21 protein-coding genes are annotated in these 17631 nt (G+C 70.8%); 15 read left to right on the top strand and 6 right to left on the bottom strand.

The annotated features are described in order from the left end of the window. Positions 1 to 30: 30 nt before the first annotated feature. From ispF to RDV84_RS24725, 3 genes are all read left to right on the top strand, one after another. Positions 31 to 510 (top strand): 2-C-methyl-D-erythritol 2,4-cyclodiphosphate synthase, encoded by a 480-nt coding sequence (ispF, locus tag RDV84_RS24735; RefSeq protein ID WP_057946818.1) that lies wholly within the window; start codon positions 31 to 33, stop codon positions 508 to 510. Further along, complete coding sequence (gene truD, locus RDV84_RS24730) at positions 507 to 1568, top strand: tRNA pseudouridine(13) synthase TruD (RefSeq protein WP_309151961.1); 1062 nt, start codon at positions 507 to 509, stop codon at positions 1566 to 1568. Before ispF ends, truD begins: the two co-directional genes overlap by 4 nt. Before the next feature lie 280 nt (positions 1569 to 1848). Beyond that, positions 1849 to 2097: a hypothetical protein gene (locus tag RDV84_RS24725; RefSeq protein WP_057946820.1), complete on the top strand. Its 249-nt coding sequence runs from the start codon at positions 1849 to 1851 to the stop codon at positions 2095 to 2097. A gap of 33 nt (positions 2098 to 2130) precedes the next feature. On the opposite strand, the gene RDV84_RS24720 is transcribed toward RDV84_RS24725, so the two are convergent. Together RDV84_RS24720 and RDV84_RS24715 are read right to left on the bottom strand one after the other, a co-directional pair. Then, positions 2131 to 2715 carry a Smr/MutS family protein gene (locus RDV84_RS24720; RefSeq protein WP_057946821.1) on the bottom strand — a complete coding sequence of 195 codons (585 nt, stop codon included), beginning with the start codon at positions 2713 to 2715 and terminating at the stop codon, positions 2131 to 2133. A 471-nt stretch (positions 2716 to 3186) separates the two neighbouring features. After that, positions 3187 to 3942: a helix-turn-helix transcriptional regulator gene (locus tag RDV84_RS24715; protein ID WP_269433009.1), complete on the bottom strand. Its 756-nt coding sequence runs from the start codon at positions 3940 to 3942 to the stop codon at positions 3187 to 3189. Positions 3943 to 4178: 236 nt separating this feature from the next. Between RDV84_RS24715 and surE the strand changes: the two genes are divergently transcribed. From surE to RDV84_RS24685, 6 genes are all read left to right on the top strand, one after another. After that, on the top strand, positions 4179 to 4973 hold the full coding sequence (surE, locus tag RDV84_RS24710) for a 5'/3'-nucleotidase SurE (RefSeq protein WP_309151960.1): 795 nt from the start codon (positions 4179 to 4181) through the stop codon (positions 4971 to 4973). Further along, the gene (locus RDV84_RS24705; protein WP_057946824.1) at positions 4970 to 5650 is read left to right on the top strand and encodes a protein-L-isoaspartate(D-aspartate) O-methyltransferase; all 681 of its coding nucleotides are present in this window, start codon (positions 4970 to 4972) and stop codon (positions 5648 to 5650) included. The genes surE and RDV84_RS24705 overlap by 4 nt, the downstream gene beginning before the upstream one ends. 80 nt (positions 5651 to 5730) lie before the next feature. Continuing rightward, complete coding sequence (locus RDV84_RS24700; protein WP_057950021.1) at positions 5731 to 6342, top strand: YqaA family protein; 612 nt, start codon at positions 5731 to 5733, stop codon at positions 6340 to 6342. 115 nt (positions 6343 to 6457) lie between these two features. Beyond that, positions 6458 to 7240 carry a peptidoglycan DD-metalloendopeptidase family protein gene (locus RDV84_RS24695; RefSeq protein WP_425606186.1) on the top strand — a complete coding sequence of 261 codons (783 nt, stop codon included), beginning with the start codon at positions 6458 to 6460 and terminating at the stop codon, positions 7238 to 7240. Between the two features lie 4 nt (positions 7241 to 7244). Then, the gene (locus RDV84_RS24690) at positions 7245 to 7742 is read left to right on the top strand and encodes a hypothetical protein (protein ID WP_309151959.1); all 498 of its coding nucleotides are present in this window, start codon (positions 7245 to 7247) and stop codon (positions 7740 to 7742) included. 97 nt (positions 7743 to 7839) lie between these two features. Beyond that, complete coding sequence (locus RDV84_RS24685; protein WP_309151958.1) at positions 7840 to 8397, top strand: hypothetical protein; 558 nt, start codon at positions 7840 to 7842, stop codon at positions 8395 to 8397. Between the two features lie 60 nt (positions 8398 to 8457). On the opposite strand, the gene RDV84_RS24680 is transcribed toward RDV84_RS24685, so the two are convergent. From RDV84_RS24680 to yhbY, 4 genes are all read right to left on the bottom strand, one after another. Beyond that, positions 8458 to 9174 (bottom strand): hypothetical protein, encoded by a 717-nt coding sequence (locus RDV84_RS24680; protein WP_309151957.1) that lies wholly within the window; start codon positions 9172 to 9174, stop codon positions 8458 to 8460. Then, complete coding sequence (locus RDV84_RS24675; RefSeq protein ID WP_309151956.1) at positions 9126 to 9758, bottom strand: D-Ala-D-Ala carboxypeptidase family metallohydrolase; 633 nt, start codon at positions 9756 to 9758, stop codon at positions 9126 to 9128. Before RDV84_RS24675 ends, RDV84_RS24680 begins: the two co-directional genes overlap by 49 nt. Beyond that, entirely contained in the window at positions 9759 to 10133 is a 375-nt protein-coding gene (locus RDV84_RS24670; protein ID WP_057946830.1) for an Mth938-like domain-containing protein, read from the bottom strand. Positions 10134 to 10255: 122 nt separating this feature from the next. After that, positions 10256 to 10561 (bottom strand): ribosome assembly RNA-binding protein YhbY, encoded by a 306-nt coding sequence (gene yhbY / locus RDV84_RS24665; protein ID WP_123649054.1) that lies wholly within the window; start codon positions 10559 to 10561, stop codon positions 10256 to 10258. An 81-nt stretch (positions 10562 to 10642) separates the two neighbouring features. Between yhbY and rlmE the strand changes: the two genes are divergently transcribed. From rlmE to hfq, 6 genes are all read left to right on the top strand, one after another. Continuing rightward, positions 10643 to 11290, top strand: coding sequence for a 23S rRNA (uridine(2552)-2'-O)-methyltransferase RlmE (gene rlmE / locus RDV84_RS24660; protein WP_309151955.1), 648 nt, complete (start codon positions 10643 to 10645; stop codon positions 11288 to 11290). Positions 11291 to 11463: 173 nt separating this feature from the next. After that, positions 11464 to 13362, top strand: a complete 1899-nt coding sequence (gene ftsH, locus RDV84_RS24655) for an ATP-dependent zinc metalloprotease FtsH (protein WP_057946833.1) — start codon at positions 11464 to 11466, stop codon at positions 13360 to 13362. Positions 13363 to 13606: 244 nt separating this feature from the next. Then, entirely contained in the window at positions 13607 to 14506 is a 900-nt protein-coding gene (gene folP / locus RDV84_RS24650; protein ID WP_309151954.1) for a dihydropteroate synthase, read from the top strand. A gap of 965 nt (positions 14507 to 15471) precedes the next feature. After that, positions 15472 to 16095, top strand: a complete 624-nt coding sequence (locus RDV84_RS24645; protein WP_309151953.1) for a hypothetical protein — start codon at positions 15472 to 15474, stop codon at positions 16093 to 16095. Further along, on the top strand, positions 16092 to 17081 hold the full coding sequence (miaA, locus tag RDV84_RS24640) for a tRNA (adenosine(37)-N6)-dimethylallyltransferase MiaA (protein WP_309151952.1): 990 nt from the start codon (positions 16092 to 16094) through the stop codon (positions 17079 to 17081). The genes RDV84_RS24645 and miaA overlap by 4 nt, the downstream gene beginning before the upstream one ends. Positions 17082 to 17281: 200 nt before the next feature. Beyond that, on the top strand, positions 17282 to 17554 hold the full coding sequence (hfq, locus tag RDV84_RS24635; RefSeq protein WP_057946835.1) for an RNA chaperone Hfq: 273 nt from the start codon (positions 17282 to 17284) through the stop codon (positions 17552 to 17554). Positions 17555 to 17631 lie beyond the last annotated feature (77 nt).

Here is a 17631-nt window from a genome sequence, read left to right as displayed (position 1 = left end):
TCCTCACTCCTCTCCACTCACTTCTCGACAATGAACATCCGCATCGGCCAAGGCTACGACGTCCACGCATTCGGCGACGGCGACCACGTGATGCTCGGCGGCGTGCGCGTGGCGCACGAGCGCGGCGTGATCGCCCATTCCGACGGCGACGTGGTGCTGCACGCGCTGTGCGACGCGATGCTCGGCGCTTTGGCGCTGGGCGACATCGGCAAGCATTTCCCGCCCAGCGACGAGCGCTGGCGCGGGGCGGACAGCCGCGCGTTCCTGCGCCACTGCAACGACTTGATCGCGCAGCGCGGCTACGCGGTCGGCAACTGCGACGTCACCGTGGTGTGCGAGCGGCCCAAGGTCGGCCCGCACGCGCAGGCGATGCGCGAGTCGATCGCCGCGGACCTGGGCATCGCGGTGGACGCGGTCAGCGTCAAGGCCACCACCTCGGAAAAGCTCGGTTTCACCGGGCGCGGCGAGGGCATCGCGGCGACGGCCGTGTGCCTGTTGGTGGGCGCATGAGCGGCGACGACAACGGCCTGGGCGGGCTGCCGCGCGCGCACGGCGCGCCGGCGCTGCGCGCGCGCATCCGCAGCGCGCCGGAGGATTTCCGGGTCGAGGAACTGCCGTCGTTCGCCGCCAGCGGCAGCGGCGAGCACCTGCTGCTGACCGTGGAAAAGCGCGGCATGAACACCGCCTTCGCGGCCAAGCGGCTGGCGCAATGGGCGGGCGTGGGCGAGGTCGCGATCGGCTACGCCGGGCTCAAGGACCGCCACGCGGTGACCGTGCAGCGCTTCAGCGTGCACCTGCCCAAGCGGGTGGCGCCGGCGCTGGCCGAGCTGGAAAGCGACGAACTGCGCGTGCTCGAACATCACTGGCATGCGAAGAAACTGCCGCGCGGCGCGTTGGCGGGCAACCGCTTCGTGCTGGCCTTGCGCGACGTGGACGGCGAGCGCGACGCGGTCGAACGGCGCTTGCGCGCGATCGTCGCCGACGGCGTGCCCAACTATTTCGGCGAACAGCGCTTCGGCCGCGACGGCGACAACGTCGCCAACGCGCTGGCGATGTTCGCCGGCCGCCGCGTGCGCCGCGAGCAGCGCAGCCTGCTGTTGTCGGCCGCGCGTTCGGAACTGTTCAACCGCGCCCTGGCCGCGCGCGTGCGCGACGGCAGCTGGGCCGGCCTGCGCGACGGCGCCGGCCTCGACGGCGAGGTGTGGTCGCTGGCCGGCAGCCGCAGCGTGTTCGGGCCGGAACCGTGGAGCGAGGCCTTGGCCGAGCGCCTGGCGCGCAGCGACATCCATCCCAGCGGCCCGCTGTGGGGCCGCGGCGAACTGCGCAGCGTCGGCGCGGTGCGCGCGCTGGAACTGGCCGCGTTGCAGGACGAGCAGGCGCTGGCGCTGCGCGCCGGCCTGGAAGCGGCCGGGCTGGAGCAGGAGCGGCGCGCGCTGCGGCTGCGCGCGGAGTCGCTGCAGTGGCGCTGGCTCGACGACGGCGCGCTGGAACTGGGCTTCGTGTTGCCGGCCGGCGCCTACGCCACCGTGGTGCTGGCCGAGCTGGGCGCGATCGACGGCGCGCGCTGATCCGGCCGGCGTCGCGGTCGCGCCCGCGCACGGCGGGTTTGCGCTGGCCGCCGGGCGTGGATCGCACCGGCCCGAGGCCGCCGCCGACGGGTTTCCCGCGCGTTTGCGCTTGCCCTGGATTGCGCATTCGCGCGCGCCGCGCGACCGCTCGTCGGGTGGTGAATGCCGGCACTGGCCCGCGCCGACGGGCGGCGTATAAGCCGAATCGACAGCTGCGAAAACGCGGTTGCCGCCCGGCCTCGATTCCGCGTCCGGGCCCACACGTCAGGGAGCCGGAGCCATGAACGCCTGCTTGCGTATTGCCGTCCTGTCGTTGTCCGTCCTGGGGCTGGCCGCCTGCGCCGGGACCCAGAGCAAGAGCGCCTATGTCGAGCCGGCCGCGGTCGGCGCGCCGCAGTCCGCACCGCTGACGCGCGATGAGATCTATGTCGCTCAGGTCGAGCGCATCGCCCGTCGCCGCGGCATCGGCCTGGTCTGGGTCAATCCTCCGCCCAAGCGCGGCGCGGCGGTGGCGCAGGCCACCCACTGAGCGCGCCCGCGTCGCGCGTCGCGGCGCCGTCGCTCAGCGCCGGCGCTGCGGCCGCGCCAGCAACACCACCACCGCGCCGGTGCCGCCCTGCGCAGGCGGCGCGGAATGGAACGCCAGCACGTCCGCGCGCTGGCGCAGCATCCGGTCGACCAGGTTCTTGAGCACCGGCAGGCCGCGGCTGTCGAGGAAGTCGTTGCCGCCGCCGCGGCCCTTGCCGTGGATGATGCGCACGCAGCCCAGTTCGTGGCTGCGCGCGTCGTTGAGGAAGGCGCGCAGCAGCGCTTCGGCCTCGCGCACGGGGCTGCCGTGCAGGTCGAGCTCCTCCTGCGCCGAAATCTCGCCGCGGCGCAGCCGCGCGAACACCTTCGGCGGCAGTTCGTCGCGGCGATAGCTCAGCGCGTCGCCGGCTTCCAGCAATTGTTCGTCGAGGGCGTGGCGGAATTCCTCGCGCGCCAGGGCTTCGTCGCGCTCAGCCATGCGCGGACGCGGGCGCGGCTTGGGCGCGGCCGGCGGCAGCGCGGCCTCGGGCAGGCGGCGGACCTCGCCGATGGCGGCGCGGAACAGCGCCGCGTCGTCGTCGTCGCCGGCGTCTTCGGGGCGGTCGGGGTGGGACGTCATCGGCACAGGATAATCGCCGCGCGGCGAAGGCGGCGCGCGGCGATCGGGGAAAAAGAAAGCCCCGGCCCTTCCATGGGACTTGCGGCCCGTCGGTATCGGGCCGTCACCGGGGAAACACGGATTGAAGCGCGCGGATTGGAGCACGCGGATCGAAAAGCGCGGCACGCGCTGCGCTGTCCCCTCGCGCCGTCGGCGCGCAGTCGAGGGTGCCGCGAACGCGTAGTTCATCACGCTGCGCGCGATGGGCGAGGGCGGTCCTGTCAGAAGTGACAGTCGCCGGGGCGCGGCGAAAGACGCGGCGAAAGGCCCGGGCCGAATGCATTCCGGCGTGCCTCGCAACGAGGATCGTCGAGGTGTGGCAGGGCATCGGCGCGGGGCGCGGGTGTCGCGCGGCACGCCGCACGACGTGCGCGCGCACGACAGCGAGCCGGCCGATTCGGCAAAGCCCGCGCCGGCCGCCGCGGCGTACGGCTACAACGCGATCAATCCCAGCGCGACCGCGCGCGCGCAGGCCGCGCGCCGGCCCTTGACCCCGAGCTTGCGCGCCACCTGCTGCAGGTGGAAGTTCACCGTGCGCTCGCTGATCTGCAGGATCATCGAGATCTCCCACGAGGTCTTGCCGACCGCCGACCAGCGCAGCACCTCGCATTCGCGCTCGCTGAGCTTGGGCGCGTGGCGCGGCCGGCGCAGCAGCCGGTCCATCGCCGCGTGCATGCAGCTGACGAAATACACCGCCTGGCCGAGGGTCGGCACCAGTTCGCGCGGATCGGCCAGCGCGTTGACGGTGAAGGTGGTGAACGACCACTGCGTGCCCGGCGACCAGCTCGGCACGGTGATGCCGCCGTGCAGGCCGAATTCGCCGGCCGCCATCAGGGTGCGGCGGCCGATCTGGTACAGCTGCGGGCGCGGTTCCCAGGTGGTGCGGCCGCGCGAGTTCCAGGCCACCGCGGGCAGGCCCTCGCGCGAGAGGGTGATGCGCGGGTCGCTGCGCTCGGCGTCGGGCGCGGCCAGCGCCGGGTAGGTCTTCGACCAGTCGCTGTCGAAGTCCTCGAAGAAGACGAAATCCGAACCGCCGGGCAGCGGCTCGCGCAGCTTGGTCGCGTAGCCGTGGTTGTGGAAGCCGACCGCGCGGGAAAAGGCCGAGGTCACCGACTTGACCTCGTCCAACGTCGCAGCGCGCAGCACTCGATCGATATGGTCCCAATACTCCATGCCGTGCCTGATCACCTGCGTTCCGGCGGGTTCGGGCCATCATACATACGCACGCCGCGTGCCGCCGATCTCAGATCGCAACCGGGCAGCAGCGCACCTTCGACGCGCCCGCGGCGAACCGCCGCGCCGCGCCGAAACGCGCGCCAGGCAAGGCCGCGGCCCGCTCGCGACACGCCCGCGCGGGAAGCCCGCGGCCCTATCGGGTATCATCCGGGGCTCCCCCACGTCTGTCTTTCCGTCAGCGGAGTCTCATGCGCGTATTGGTCAGCAACGACGACGGCGTCGACGCGCCCGGCATCCGCATCCTCGCCCAGGGACTGCGCGAGGCCGGGCACGAAGTGCTGGTGGTCGCGCCCGACCGCGACCGCTCCGGCGCGAGCAATTCGCTGACCCTGGACATGCCGGTGCGGGTCGCCCGCCTCGACGAGACGACCTGGCGGGTCTACGGCACCCCGACCGACTGCGTGCACGTGGCCCTGGCCGGCATGCTCGAGCTGGAACCCGACATCGTCGTCTCCGGCATCAACACCACCGCCAACATGGGCGACGACGTGATCTATTCCGGCACCGTCGCCGCGGCGATGGAAGGCCGCTTCCTCGGCCTGCCGGCGGTGGCGATGTCGCTGGCCGCGGCCGATCACGACGGCCGCCACTACGAAACCGCGGCGCGCGCGGCGGTCGAGATCATCGCCCGCCTGCGCACCGATCCGCTGCCGGCCGACACCATCCTCAACGTCAACGTGCCCGACCTGGCGTGGGACGAGATCGCCGGCTTCGAGGTCACCCGCCTGGGCAACCGCCACCGCGCCGAGGCCTGCATCCCGCAGCGCGATCCGCGCGGGCGCCAGTGGTGGTGGATCGGCCCGGCAGGCGCCGAGGCCGACGCCGGCGCCGGCACCGATTTCCATGCCGTGCGCACCGGCAACATCTCGATCACCCCGATCCATGTCGACCTGACCCGCTACCAGGCGCTGGAACAGGTCGCCAGCTGGGTCGGCGGCCTGGCCGCGTCGCTGGACGCGCCCAAGGCGGAGAGCGCGGCATGATCCAGCGCATGCGCCTGCAGCCGGAGGCCATCGGCAGCGGCCTGACTTCGCAGCGCGTGCGCGACCGCCTGGTCGAGCGCTTGCGCGAGGCCGGCATCCGCGACGAGCGCGTGCTCAACGCGATCCGCACCGTGCCGCGCCACCTGTTCGTCGACGAGGCGCTGGCGATGCGCGCCTACGAGGACACCGCGCTGCCGATCGGCCACAACCAGACCATCTCCCAACCGTGGGTGGTGGCGCGCATGACCGAGGCGCTGTTCGAGGACGGCCCGCCGGCCAAGGTGCTGGAGATCGGCACCGGCTCGGGCTATCAGGCCGCGATCCTGGCCGCGCTGGGGCTGGAAGTGCATACCGTCGAGCGCATCGGCGAGCTGCTGCGCACCGCGCGCAAGCGCTTTCGCCAGCTCGGCCTGAACGTGCGCAGCAAGCACGACGACGGCCGCATCGGCTGGCCCGAGAACGGCCCGTTCGACGCGATCATCGTCACCGCCGCGGCGCCGGCGCTGGTCGACGCGCTGACCGAGCAGCTCGCGCCCGGCGGCACCCTGGTCGCGCCGGTCGGCGCCGCGTCCTCGCAGTCGCTGCTCAAGCTGCGCAAGGACGCGGACGGCAACGTCGCCCAAACCACGCTCGCGCCGGTGGTGTTCGTGCCGCTGCTGTCGGGCATGATCGACTGACCCCCTGCGGCGGCCGCGCGGCCGCCGCCGACCATCCAGCGGCCGCGCGGCCGCTTCTTCGGCCGACTTCCCGCATGGCATTGAAAATCTTCGGACCGCTCTACGAGCGCACCATTTCCTGGGCCCGCCACCGCCACGCCCCGGCCTACCTGACCGGGCTGAGCTTCATCGAGGCGATCATCTTCCCGATCATGCCCGAGGTGATGCTGGCGCCGATGTCGGTGGCCCAGCCCAAGCGCGCGTTCTGGTTCGCGACCTTGAGCATCGTCGGCTCGATGCTCGGCGCCGTGGTCGGCTATGCGCTCGGCCATTACGCCTTCGAAGCGCTCAAGCCGATGTTCGCCGCGTTGGGCATGCTGCCCTCGATCGAGGCCGGCATCGCCACGGTCCAGGCCAAGATGGTCGAGTCGCCGTGGGCGGTGTTCACCTTCCTGGTGCTCGGCGGCTTCATGCCGATCCCGATGAAGGTGTTCACCTGGGCGTCGGGCATCGTCGGCGTGCCTATGCTGCAATACCTGCCCAGCATGTTCATCGGCCGGGCCAAGCGGGTGTACCTGCTGGCGCTCGCGATCCGCATCGGCGGCGAGCGCGCCGAAGCCGCGCTGCGCCGCTACATCGAGCCGATCGGCTGGATCGCCACCGCCGTGGTGGCGGTCGCGATCGCCGTGCTGGTCTGGCATTCACAACGCTGAGGCGCGCGTCCGGCGACACTGGCGCGCACCATCGCGGGACGGCGGGCCTGCACGGCCGGCCGGATCGAGACAGCGACACCACGCGCCCGGCGAGCGGCGCGGCAAGAGGACGATCATGAGCGAGACCAACCGAACCCCGACCCTGGCGATGGCCGCCTGTCTGCTGGCCACGCTCGCCCTGATCGGTTGTTCGAGTTCGGTCGTGCGCGAACCTTCCCGCGGCGGCTCGCGCGGCGGCCGCCCGGCGACGCCGGCGCAGCGCCCGTCGGTGGCCAAGCCCGGCGCGACCGTGGTCGTGCAGCGCGGCGAAGGCCTGTACCGGATCGCCGCCAACAACGGCATCCAGATGGCCGACCTGGCCGCCTGGAACGGCCTGTCGCCGCCGTACAACCTGTATCCGGGCCAGCGCCTGAAGCTGTATCCGCCGGGACGCGGCGGTTCGTCGTCCGCGGGTTCGTCCTCGGCCGGCTCCGGCGGCTCGCGTCCCAGCGCGCCCGCACCGGCGCCGGCCGCGCCGATCGACAGCGGCATCCGCTGGCGCTGGCCGGCCGACGGCCCGCTGCTGGGCCGCTACGTCGCCAACGAACCGACCAAGCAGGGCATCGACATCGGCGGCGCCCCGGGCACGCCGGTGCGCGCGGCCGCCGACGGCGTGGTGGTGTATTCCGGCACCGGCCTGGTCGGCTACGGCGAGCTGATCATCGTCAAGCACAACGAACAGTGGCTGTCGGCGTACGGCCACAACCGCAAGCGCCTGGTCAACGAAGGCCAGTTGGTGAAGTCCGGCCAGCAGATCGCCGAGATGGGCCGCAGCGGCGCGGCGCGCGACCAGTTGCACTTCGAGGTGCGCTACAACGCCAAGCCGGTGGATCCGTTGTTGTACCTGCCGGCGAAATGAGCCGATGCCGGCGCTAGGCGAGTACTTCCACGACGACGACGGCTCGCTGCCGGAGATAGAACTGCGCTTCGCCCAGCCCGCGCTGCTGGTAATGGCGTTGGAGTACCTGTTCGGCCTGCCCGGCGCGTGCGACGCATCGCGCGATATGGCCTGCGTCTGGAGCCGCGTCCACGATCGCGAAGAACCCTATCGCGGGCCGCAGGACGCGCGGCGGGTCGTGTCCGGCGAGATCGAGGTCTTCTACCGGTTGTTGCGCGCCGCGCAGGTAGATGGGTGCGTGCTGCCGGATTTGGGCGTGTTCGTCTCCGACGAGGAGCTGATCCTGAATTACCGGATGGGGCCGCAATGGGGCGAGAGCGAGATCGGCGCGTTGTTGCGGTTGTTGGCGCGGTTGCGCAAACGCGGTGCGGAAGTCGCGGTGCCGTGGTGGGGCGAGTCGGGCGAACTGGCGTTCGCGCTGGCGTTGCAGACGGCAAGCGCTGGCCGCGGCGCGGCGGGCTGAGCGGAATGCGTCGGGCCTGAAGGCCCTCCCACAAGCGTCGAGGCGTCGCCAAATCGCGCGCCGGCGACGCGCAACGCAAAGCACAAGGATCGTCGACATGGCGGCAGCGCCCAGCGCAGCGAAAACCGAACCGCTCAGCGAATGCGAACGCGGCCGGCTCGCGGCGCGCAAGATGGGCGGTTGCGGGCTGGTCGGGATGCTCGCGTGCGTGGCGTCGATCGGCGGGATCTTTCCCCTCGTCGTCGTCGCCCTGGAGCCCGAAGGCCTGAGCTGGGGCGCGGCCGTGGCGATCGCGTTTGCCGTCGTCTGCGGCCTGGGCCTGATAGCGTTCGTGACGGCCAATGCCGACGACCGGGTCGAGGCCGACGCCGCTGCGGGAATCAAGCTGATCGTCACCGGGCGGATCGTGCAGATGCCCACCGACTCATCGGACGGCGGGCCGCCGTCGCGCTGCCTGTGGGTGGCGGTCGACGGGGGGGCGTCGCGGCCGCTGATTTTCCAGGCGGACGAGGCCTTGTACCGCGCGGTCCGTATCGACGACGCGGTGCGGATCGCCTATGTCCCGAACAGCATGACGATCATCCAACTGCGTACGGCCGGCTACGAGTACTCCATCTGCGATGAGGGCGAGGCGGGCGAGAAGCGGCCCGAGTAGCAACCCGGGCCGGAGCCGCTACGATCCGGCGCGGCACCGCGCCGATGCGGATCGTGGCGCTCACGGCGGCGGCGGATGCTCGTCGAACTGTCGAAGCACCGCGACGTATTGGTAGTCGCCATCGATCAGGTTCAACAGCCGCAGCGCCTTCGGCGCATAGGCGATGCGCACGCGCCGGTCGGTGCGCACGGCCTCGTAGCAGTGCCATGGCACCGAGAACCGCGTCGGCAGTTCCGGGTCGTCGCCGTCGAGGGCGATGTAGAGGCAGTAGATCGGCGGCCAGCTCTCGCCGTCGTCGCGTTCCATGACGCCGGTGAGCACGCCTTCGCGCCACAGTTTGATTCCGGCGGCGAGGTCGTCGCGCAGGTTGGATTGATCCAGCGATTCGCTCCAGGCGAGCAAGGCCATGAAGCCGATCGCCGCGGAGATTCCGGCGATCGCCCAGACGTTGCGGAAATCCGGATCGAAGACGATCGCGGGCACGAAGCAGACCACCCCCAGCGCGACGCACGACCACAGCACCCGCGGCGCTTCGCTCGATTGCTTGGCGCGCAGGAAATCGCGTTCGCGCGCATCCAGCGCTTGCGCGTCTCCGGCGACGAGCGCGGGCGCGGTTGCGGCGCCGTCGGGTGCGGCGCTGTCGGGTGCGATGAGGTCGGGTGCGATGCGGTCCTGGGTCATGCGCCACCTTGCGCGGGCGATCGCGGCGCTGCGCCGCGTCGGCGCCGTTATAACGCCGCGCTCGATCCGGCGCCAACCGCGCCGGGCCGCAGGCACGGCGAGGTCTTGCGGGTGTAGTCGCCGCCCCAGGTGCGCAGGCCGGCGGTGTCCACGTGCAGGCGGCGGCGGTCGTAGAAGCCCAGGCCGAAGCCGGTGGCGAGGCCGCGCCGGCGCCAGAACGCGCACAGCCTGGCGCCGTCGGTGTCGGCGGCCAGTTCCAGGTCGTAGGCGCCGCCGGCCATGTGGCGGCTCTGGCGGCTGCCGCCTTCGCAGCGGTTGAACTCGGGCGCGCGGTAGCCCGAGACGATGCGCGCGCCGTCGATCAGTCCGGCCGCGCGCAGTTCGGCCAGCAGGCGCAGGGTCGCCACGCTGCGCGGCCACGACGCGCGCGGCGGCAGGGCGAACTCGTCGGCGCCGCACCAGCGCCAGTTGCGCCCGCTGCGCAACTGCTGCGAAAGCGGCGCGACCGCGGCGACGCCGTGGCGGGCGAGGTGGTCGGCATAGGCGCGGACCTGCGCCTCGCGCCCGTCGCCGCGCCAGCGCTCGAAGCGCTGCTCGGGCGTGTCCGCGGCGCAGCCGGCCAGCAGCGATGCCGCCAGACTTGTCTTAAGCAGAGTTGAGACGCCGGCCGGCGCTCGCATTCAGGCGCCCAGCACGAATCCGGCGACCACGCGCCGGCCCTCGCCGGCGAGCACGTTGAAGGTGCGCGCGGCGGCGGCGTTGGTCATCGATTCCAGGCCGACCTTGCGGCCCAGGCTGGCGGCCAGGGTCGCCGCCGGCGGGAACGCCTGGGTGGCGCCGCAGCCGAGCACGATCAGCTCCGGCTGCAGCGCGAACAAGGGTTCCAGGTCCGCCAGGGTCAGCCCGCGCACGTCGCTGACCGCCCAGTCCTCGATCAGCGCATTCGGCGCCAGGATGAAGCTGCGCTCCAGCCGGCGGTCGTTGACCAGGGCCGCGCGGCCGTCGGCGCCGCGCAGGAAGAACTCGTGGTCGGGGCGTTCCAGGATCAGTTGCATGGCGGTGGGTTCGGGACTGGGGACCGGGGACCGGGGACCCGCAAAGGCTGGCAGGTCAGCGGGTTGCGTCAAGATCGCACGGAACTAGGTCATCGGGTCCCGGGTCCCGCGGGTCCCGCCGCTTACGCCCGCGGCAGCACGATCTGGCGCTTGTCCTTGCTCGGACGGTACAGCACCGCGGTATGGCCGATGCGCTGGACCAGGGCGGCGCCGGTGCGCTCGGCGAGGTCGGCGATCAACGTGTCGCGGGCCTCGCGGTCTTCGGCGCCGACCTTGACCTTGATCAGTTCGTGATGCTCCAGGGCCAGGTCGATCTCGGCGATCAGGGCATCGGTGACGCCTTTGCCGCCGACCTGCAACATGGCCTTGAGATCGTGGGCCTGTCCGCGCAGGAAACGGGTCTGGGCGGAGGTCAACAGGGTCGGCATCGGGACACGCGAACTAAGCGGAAAGGGCGCTCAGGGTATCATGGCGCCCCCACCCCCCATCCGGACCGGCGCCCCACGCTCATGGCGACGCGCAGCAAATCCAGCCAGCGCTGGCTGAAGGAACACTTCTCCGACCCCTTCGTGAAGAAGGCCAAGTCCGAGGGATTGCGCTCGCGCGCGGCCTACAAGCTGGAGGAACTGGTCGAGCGCGACCGCCTGCTCAAGCCGGGCATGGTCGTGGTCGACCTGGGCGCGGCTCCGGGCGGCTGGTCGCAGTGGGTCCGCCAGGAAATGGAGCGGCTGTGGCGGAAACAGCCCGGGCGGATCGTGGCCCTGGACATCCTGGACATGCCCGGCCTGGCCGGGGTCGAGTTCATTCACGGCGATTTCCGCGAAGATGCGGTCCTGGCCCAGCTGGAATCCACGCTGGACGGCCAGGTCGTGGACCTTGTGCTGTCCGACATGGCCCCCAATATGAGCGGGGTGGACGCGGTCGACCTGCCGCGGGCGATGCACCTCTCGGAGCTGGCGATGGACTTCGCCGACCGGCACCTGAGGGTCGAAGGCACCTTCCTGATCAAGCTGTTCCAGGGCGTGGGCTTCGACGAGTACGTGCGCGAACTGCGCCGGCGCTACGCCAAGGTCTCGATCCGCAAGCCGGCGGCCTCGCGCAAGCGCTCGCCGGAGGTCTATGCGCTGGCCCAGGGCAAACGGGCGACGCCGACCTGACCGGGGCCGCCCGGACAGGCCCGGCAGGCGGGGCTTGCTGAACGAGCCTGTTCGTGAACGGCGCCGCCGCCGGCAGATGTACCGGGGCGGTGGGTGTGAGAATCTGGCAGTTACCGCGGGCGCAAGAGGCGTTCGCGGCCACGGGCCCCGCGGGGCCGCAGGGTAGGAAACAAATGAACGATTTGGCCAAGAATCTGCTGCTCTGGGTGATCGTCGCCGTCGTGCTGATGGTGGTGTTCCAGGCGTTCGGTCCGCGCACCGCCGGCACCGAGGTGCTCGCCTACGACCAGTTCGTCAACCAGGTCCAGAACGACCGCATCAAGGAGGTCAAGATCTCCGACGATGGCACCACGATCACCGGTACGCGCAAGGACGAGAGCAAGTTCACCACCTACGCCACGCGCGACCCGTACCTGATCAACGACCTGATCAACCACAAGGTCGTCACCGAGCAGACCCCGCCGTCGAGCAGCCCCTCGCTGATCATGATCCTGGTCAACGTGCTGCCGTGGCTGCTGTTCATCGGCATCTGGGTCTATTTCATGCGCCAGATGCAGCAGGGCGGCAGCAAGGGCGCGATGAGCTTCGGCCGTTCGCGCGCCAAGCTGCAGGGCGAGGACCAGGTCAAGGTGACCCTGGCCGACGTCGCCGGCTGCGACGAGGCCAAGGAGGAAGTCGGCGAGCTGGTCGAGTTCCTGCGCGATCCGTCCAAGTTCCAGAAGCTCGGCGGCAAGATCCCGCGCGGCGTGCTGATGGTCGGCCCGCCGGGCACCGGCAAGACCCTGCTGGCGCGCGCCATCGCCGGCGAGGCCAAGGTGCCGTTCTTCTCCATTTCCGGTTCCGACTTCGTCGAAATGTTCGTCGGCGTCGGCGCCAGCCGCGTGCGCGACATGTTCGAGCAGGCCAAGAAGCACGCGCCGTGCATCATCTTCATCGACGAAATCGATGCGGTCGGCCGTCATCGCGGCGCCGGCCTCGGCGGCGGTCACGACGAACGCGAGCAGACCCTCAACCAGCTGCTGGTCGAGATGGACGGCTTCGAAGGCGGCGAAGGCGTGATCGTGATCGCCGCGACCAACCGCCCCGACGTGCTCGACCCGGCGCTGCTGCGCCCGGGCCGTTTCGACCGCCAGGTCGTGGTCGGCCTGCCCGACGTCAAGGGCCGCGAGCAGATCCTGCGCGTGCACATGCGCAAGCTGCCGCTGCACGAGGACGTCGAGCCGATGACCATCGCCCGCGGCACCCCGGGTTTCTCGGGCGCCGATTTGGCCAACCTGTGCAACGAGGCGGCGCTGTTCGCCGCGCGCGAGAACGCCAAGGAAGTGCGCATGGAGCACTTCGACAAGGCGCGCGACAAGATCCTGATGGGCGCCGAGCGCCGCTCGATGGCGATGAGCGAGGACGAGAAGAAGCTCACCGCGTATCACGAGGCCGGCCACGCGATCGTCGGCCGGATCGTGCCGGAGCACGACCCGGTCTATAAGGTCACCATCATTCCGCGCGGCCGCGCGCTCGGCGTGACCATGTACCTGCCGGAAGGCGACAAGTACTCGATGAACCGGGTGGCGATCGAATCGCAGCTGTGCTCGCTGTACGGCGGCCGCGTCGCCGAGGAGCTGATCTTCGGCGGCGACAAGGTCACCACCGGCGCGTCCAACGACATCGAGCGCGCGACCAAGATGGCCCGCAACATGGTCACCAAGTGGGGCCTGAGCGACGAGATGGGCCCGATCGCCTACGGCGAGGAAGAGGACGAAGTGTTCCTCGGCCGTTCGGTCACCCAGCACAAGAACGTGTCCAACGAGACCGCGCGCAAGATCGACGAAGTGGTGCGCGGCATCCTCGACAAGGCCTACGGCCGGACCTCGCAGATCCTCAAGGACAACCTCGACAAGTTGCACGTGATGGCCGAGGCGCTGCTGCAGTACGAGACCATCGACGCGACCCAGATCGACGCGATCATGGCCGGCCGCGAGCCGGGTCCGCCGGCGGACTGGGCGAAGTCGGGCAAGGTGTCGAAGGACGACAACCGTCCGGGCGGCGCGATCGGCGGGCCGGCGGCGCAGACCTAACGAAGTTGCGTTCAACGCGCCCCAACAAAACGCCGGGAACTCCCCGGCGTTTTGTTTTTTGCGCGACCTGAAACCAAAGCGTCGGGGCTGAAGCCCCTCCCACAAAAGCCGCCAGCCCCTCGCATGGCCTGGCTCTTGTGGGAGGGGCTTCAGCCCCGACGCCCTTGTGTCGGATCGGTCGATTCCCGGATCGCCGCATCCCCACCGGTTAGCATGCGGTTCTCCCAGCCCCCGGACCCGCCCCATGTTCGACCTGTCCCCGACCCTCGATTGCAACGGTCGCGTCCTCAAGCTCGACCGCCCGCGCGTGATGGGCATCGTCAACGTCACCCCCGATTCGTTCTCCGACGGCGGCGCCCACGACACGCTCGAGGCCGCGGTCGCGCACGGCCTGACGCTGGCGGCCGAAGGCGCCGACCTGCTCGACGTCGGCGGCGAGTCCACCCGGCCCGGCGCGGCCGAGGTGCCGGTGGAGGAAGAACTGCGGCGCACGATCCCGGTGATCGAGCGCCTGGCCCGCGAGACCGCGTTGCCGATCAGCATCGACACCTCCAAGCCCGAGGTCATGCGCGCCGCGGTCGCCGCCGGCGCCGGCCTGATCAACGACGTCTACGGCCTGCGCCGCGAGGGCGCGCTCGACGCCGCCGCCGCGCTCGGCGTGCCGGTAGTGCTGATGCACATGCAGGGCGAGCCGCGCTCGATGCAGCACGAGCCGCAGTACGAGGACGTGGTGGCCGAAGTGCATCGGTTCCTGGCCGAGCGCATCTTCGCCGCCGAGATGGCCGGCATCGCCAAGAAGCGCATCGTGGTCGATCCGGGCTTCGGCTTCGGCAAGACCCTGCAGCACAACCTGACTCTGCTGGCGCAGCTGGAGCGCTTCGGCGAGCTCGGCGTGCCGGTGCTGGCGGGGCTCTCGCGCAAGCGCAGCATCGGCGAGCTGACCGGCCGCGAGGCGGCGCGCGAGCGCGTGCACGGCTCGGTCGCCGCGCATCTGATCGCGGCCCAGCGCGGCGCGCGCCTGCTGCGCGTGCACGACGTGGCCGCGACCGTGGACGCGCTCAAGGTCTGGGAAGCGGTGGCCGCGCAGGCCCAGCCGCGCCGCGCGGCGGCGCCGGCGATGCCGAAGTGGCCCGACGAGGATTGACGGGCGAGACGATGCCGGCGGGCCGTGGCTGTTTTTTCGCCAATCCCGCCGAAGCCTTGTCGCATAAGGCGTGAAACCCGATTCCACTGCGTGTGTCCCAAAGCTTGTCCACAGGCTGTGTGGATAGCGGCGAGCCTGCGCGGCGAGGCGCTTGCAGCGAAACGCGAAAAAAGCAAGGTCTGCAGCGACGAGATTCGTCGCCGGCACGCGCGCGTGAGGCATGAATCGGTGTTGGACAAAAAATAGCCAAACTCGCTGAGGCCTTGTCGCATAAGGCGTGAAACCCGATTCCAACGCGTGTGTCCCAATGTTTGTCCACAGGCTGTGTGGATAGCGGCGAGCCTGCGCGGCGAGGCGCTTGCAGCGAAACGCGAAAAAAGCAAGGTCTGCAGCGTCGGGATTCGTCGCCGGCACGCGCGCGCGAGGCATGAATCGGCGTTGGACAAAAAATGACCAAACTCGCCGAGGCCTTGTCGCATAAGGCGTGAAACCCGATTCCACTGCGTGTGTCCCAATGTTTGTCCACAGGCTGTGTGGATAGCGGCGAGCCTGCGTGGCGAGGCGCTTGCAGCGAAACGCGGAAAAAGCAAGGCCGCAGCGTCGGGATTCGTCGCCGGCACGCGTGTGCGAGGCACGAATCGGCGTTGGACAAAAAATGGCCAAACTCGCCGAAGCCTTGTCGCATAAGGCGTGAAACCCGATTCCACTGCGTGTGTCCCAAAGCTTGTCCACAGGCGATGTGGATAGCGGCGAGCGCGCGCAGCGCGGCGAAACCGCGAAAAAAGCCAGCCCGCGGCGCCGCGTTCCGGCATCGATCAGCGCATGCGGGACCCGAATCGGCATTGGACAAAAAATCGCCAATCTCACGAAAGGCCCGCCGTATCAGGCGTGGAACCCGATGTCCTGGCGTGTGTCCCAAAGCTTGTCCACAGGTCGTGTGGATAGCGATGGCGCGGCGGCTTCGCGTGGCGCACGCCGGTGCGGGCGCGCGGCGCGAACGCTCGTGGGCGCGAAAACGGGCAGGGGATCGCTGGCCGCCGTTCCCTGGTGCGCTGCAGCAGGAAACGCGGGCGGCCGAAGCGTCGATCGCATCGCCGGACCCGCACGCGGCGTCGCGCGGCCCGGCCGGCGAACGCGACGATCTCGCCGAACGCCCGCCGCGGCCAGCGCGGACATCGATCCGCCTGCGCGCCTGCGCCCGCCCGTCGCGGCTGCTGCGCGAGGCCGGGCGGGCGATGCCGATGGCAACGGCAAAGTCAAGGAAATTCACTGGCGAATTTCTCGCCAAACCTCTTGCAATGCTTATGCCGCAAGGCTTCGCGCGCGCAATCGAAAAACTGTCCGCAGGCTTGTCCACAGGGGATGTGGACAACTGCAACGGACTGGTCAAGAAATGTGCAAATTCCCGTAAAGCCGCCGCCGGCGCGGGGCCGGGCGGCGGCGCCGAACGCCCGCCGCAGCGGGGTTGCGCAGCGGCCGCGCCCGATCGCCGCGGTGGCGCGGCCGCGGCGCGCCGGCTTCCGCGGGCCGCGCGGCTGTGCGAGGCTGCGCGTCGCCCACCGCCGTGCCCATCCGCCGTCCGCGCATGACTGCTTCCCACGACCCGCGCCCGCTCGCCATCGCCCTGATGGGCCCGACCGCGTCGGGCAAGACCGCGCTGGCGCTGGACTGGGCCGCGCGCCTGGACGCGGAAATCGTCAGCGTCGACTCGGCCCTGGTCTACCGCGGCCTGGACATCGGCGCGGCCAAGCCGCGCGCGGCCGAGCGCGCGGCGGTGCCGCACCACCTGATCGACGTGCGCGAGCCCTGGCAGGCCTATTCGGCGGCCGAGTTCGCCAGCGACGCGCGCGCGGCGATGGACCAGATCGCCGCGCGCGGGCGTCTGCCGATCCTGGCCGGCGGCACCGGCCTGTACTTCCACGCCCTGCTGCACGGCCTGTCGGACATGCCCGAAGCCGACCCGGCCACCCGCGCCGCGCTGGCCGAAGAGGCCGCCCGGCGCGGCTGGGCGGCGCTGCATGCCGAACTGGCCGCGCTCGATCCGCAGGCGGCCGCGCGCATCCACGCCACCGACGCCCAGCGGATCCAGCGCGCGCTCGAGGTCTGGCGCCTGTCCGGCCGCACCATCAGCGACTGGCGGCTGGCCTCGGCGACGCGCCCGCGGCTGCCGTTCCGGGTACTCAAGCTGGTGCTGGCGCCGGCCGACCGAGCGGTGCTGCACGCGCGGATCGAACGCCGCTTCGAGCAGATGCTGGCCGACGGCTTCCTCGACGAGGTCCGCGCGCTGCGCGCGCTGCCGGGGCTGGCCGCGCACCCGAGCCCGCTGGAGCTGCCGGCGATCCGCGCGGTCGGCTACCGCCAGGCCTGGGAACACCTCCACGGCGCGTTCGACGCCGCGCAGCTGCGCGACCGCGGCGTGTTCGCCACCCGCCAGCTGGCCAAGCGCCAGCTGACCTGGCTGCGCGGCGAACTTGACGCGCGCTGGTTCGATCCTTTGCGCGACGCGGCCGAACTGGAGCACGCCTTGAGGCTGTTCGCCGGCGCCCGGCTGCGCGCGCCGCGCCAGGGCGTCTAGCGGCGCCGCGCCGTCGCGCGCAAACCCCGACCCGGGTCGCAATGTTTGCTTGCACTTGCGTTAACATCGGGCGGGTCGCCCCTGTGGGGACAACAGCCGGCGATACGGAAGCGACCGTTTCCGGGCTCCCGGGCCTACCGCCCGGTCCCGCCGGCGGGGCGCGCCGTCCTAATAACTAGAACATGCTGGGGAATTAGAAGATGTCTAAGGGGCAATCCCTGCAGGATCCTTTCCTGAATGCGCTGCGTCGCGAACGCGTACCGGTCTCGGTCTACCTGGTCAACGGCATCAAGCTGCAGGGCACGATCGAATCCTTCGACCAGTTCGTGGTGCTGTTGCGCAACACCGTGAGCCAGATGGTCTACAAGCACGCCATTTCCACCGTGGTCCCCGCGCGCAACGTCCGCGTCGGCCCGGGCGGCGGCTATGTCCAGTCCGCCGACGGCAGCGACGGCAGCGACGAGAACGAATAAGCGCGCGCGGCGCCGCGGACGATTGAGAAACCGGCGCGGCGCCACCATCTGTCAGGGTTCTTCCCGGGCTCGGCCCG

Origin of the sequence: Lysobacter yananisis (genome assembly GCF_031199375.1) — a bacterium.
GTDB classification, from domain to species: domain Bacteria; phylum Pseudomonadota; class Gammaproteobacteria; order Xanthomonadales; family Xanthomonadaceae; genus Lysobacter; species Lysobacter yananisis.
The sequence above is the reverse complement of the archived record's forward strand: the minus strand, read 5'-3'. Positions and strand labels throughout refer to the sequence as shown.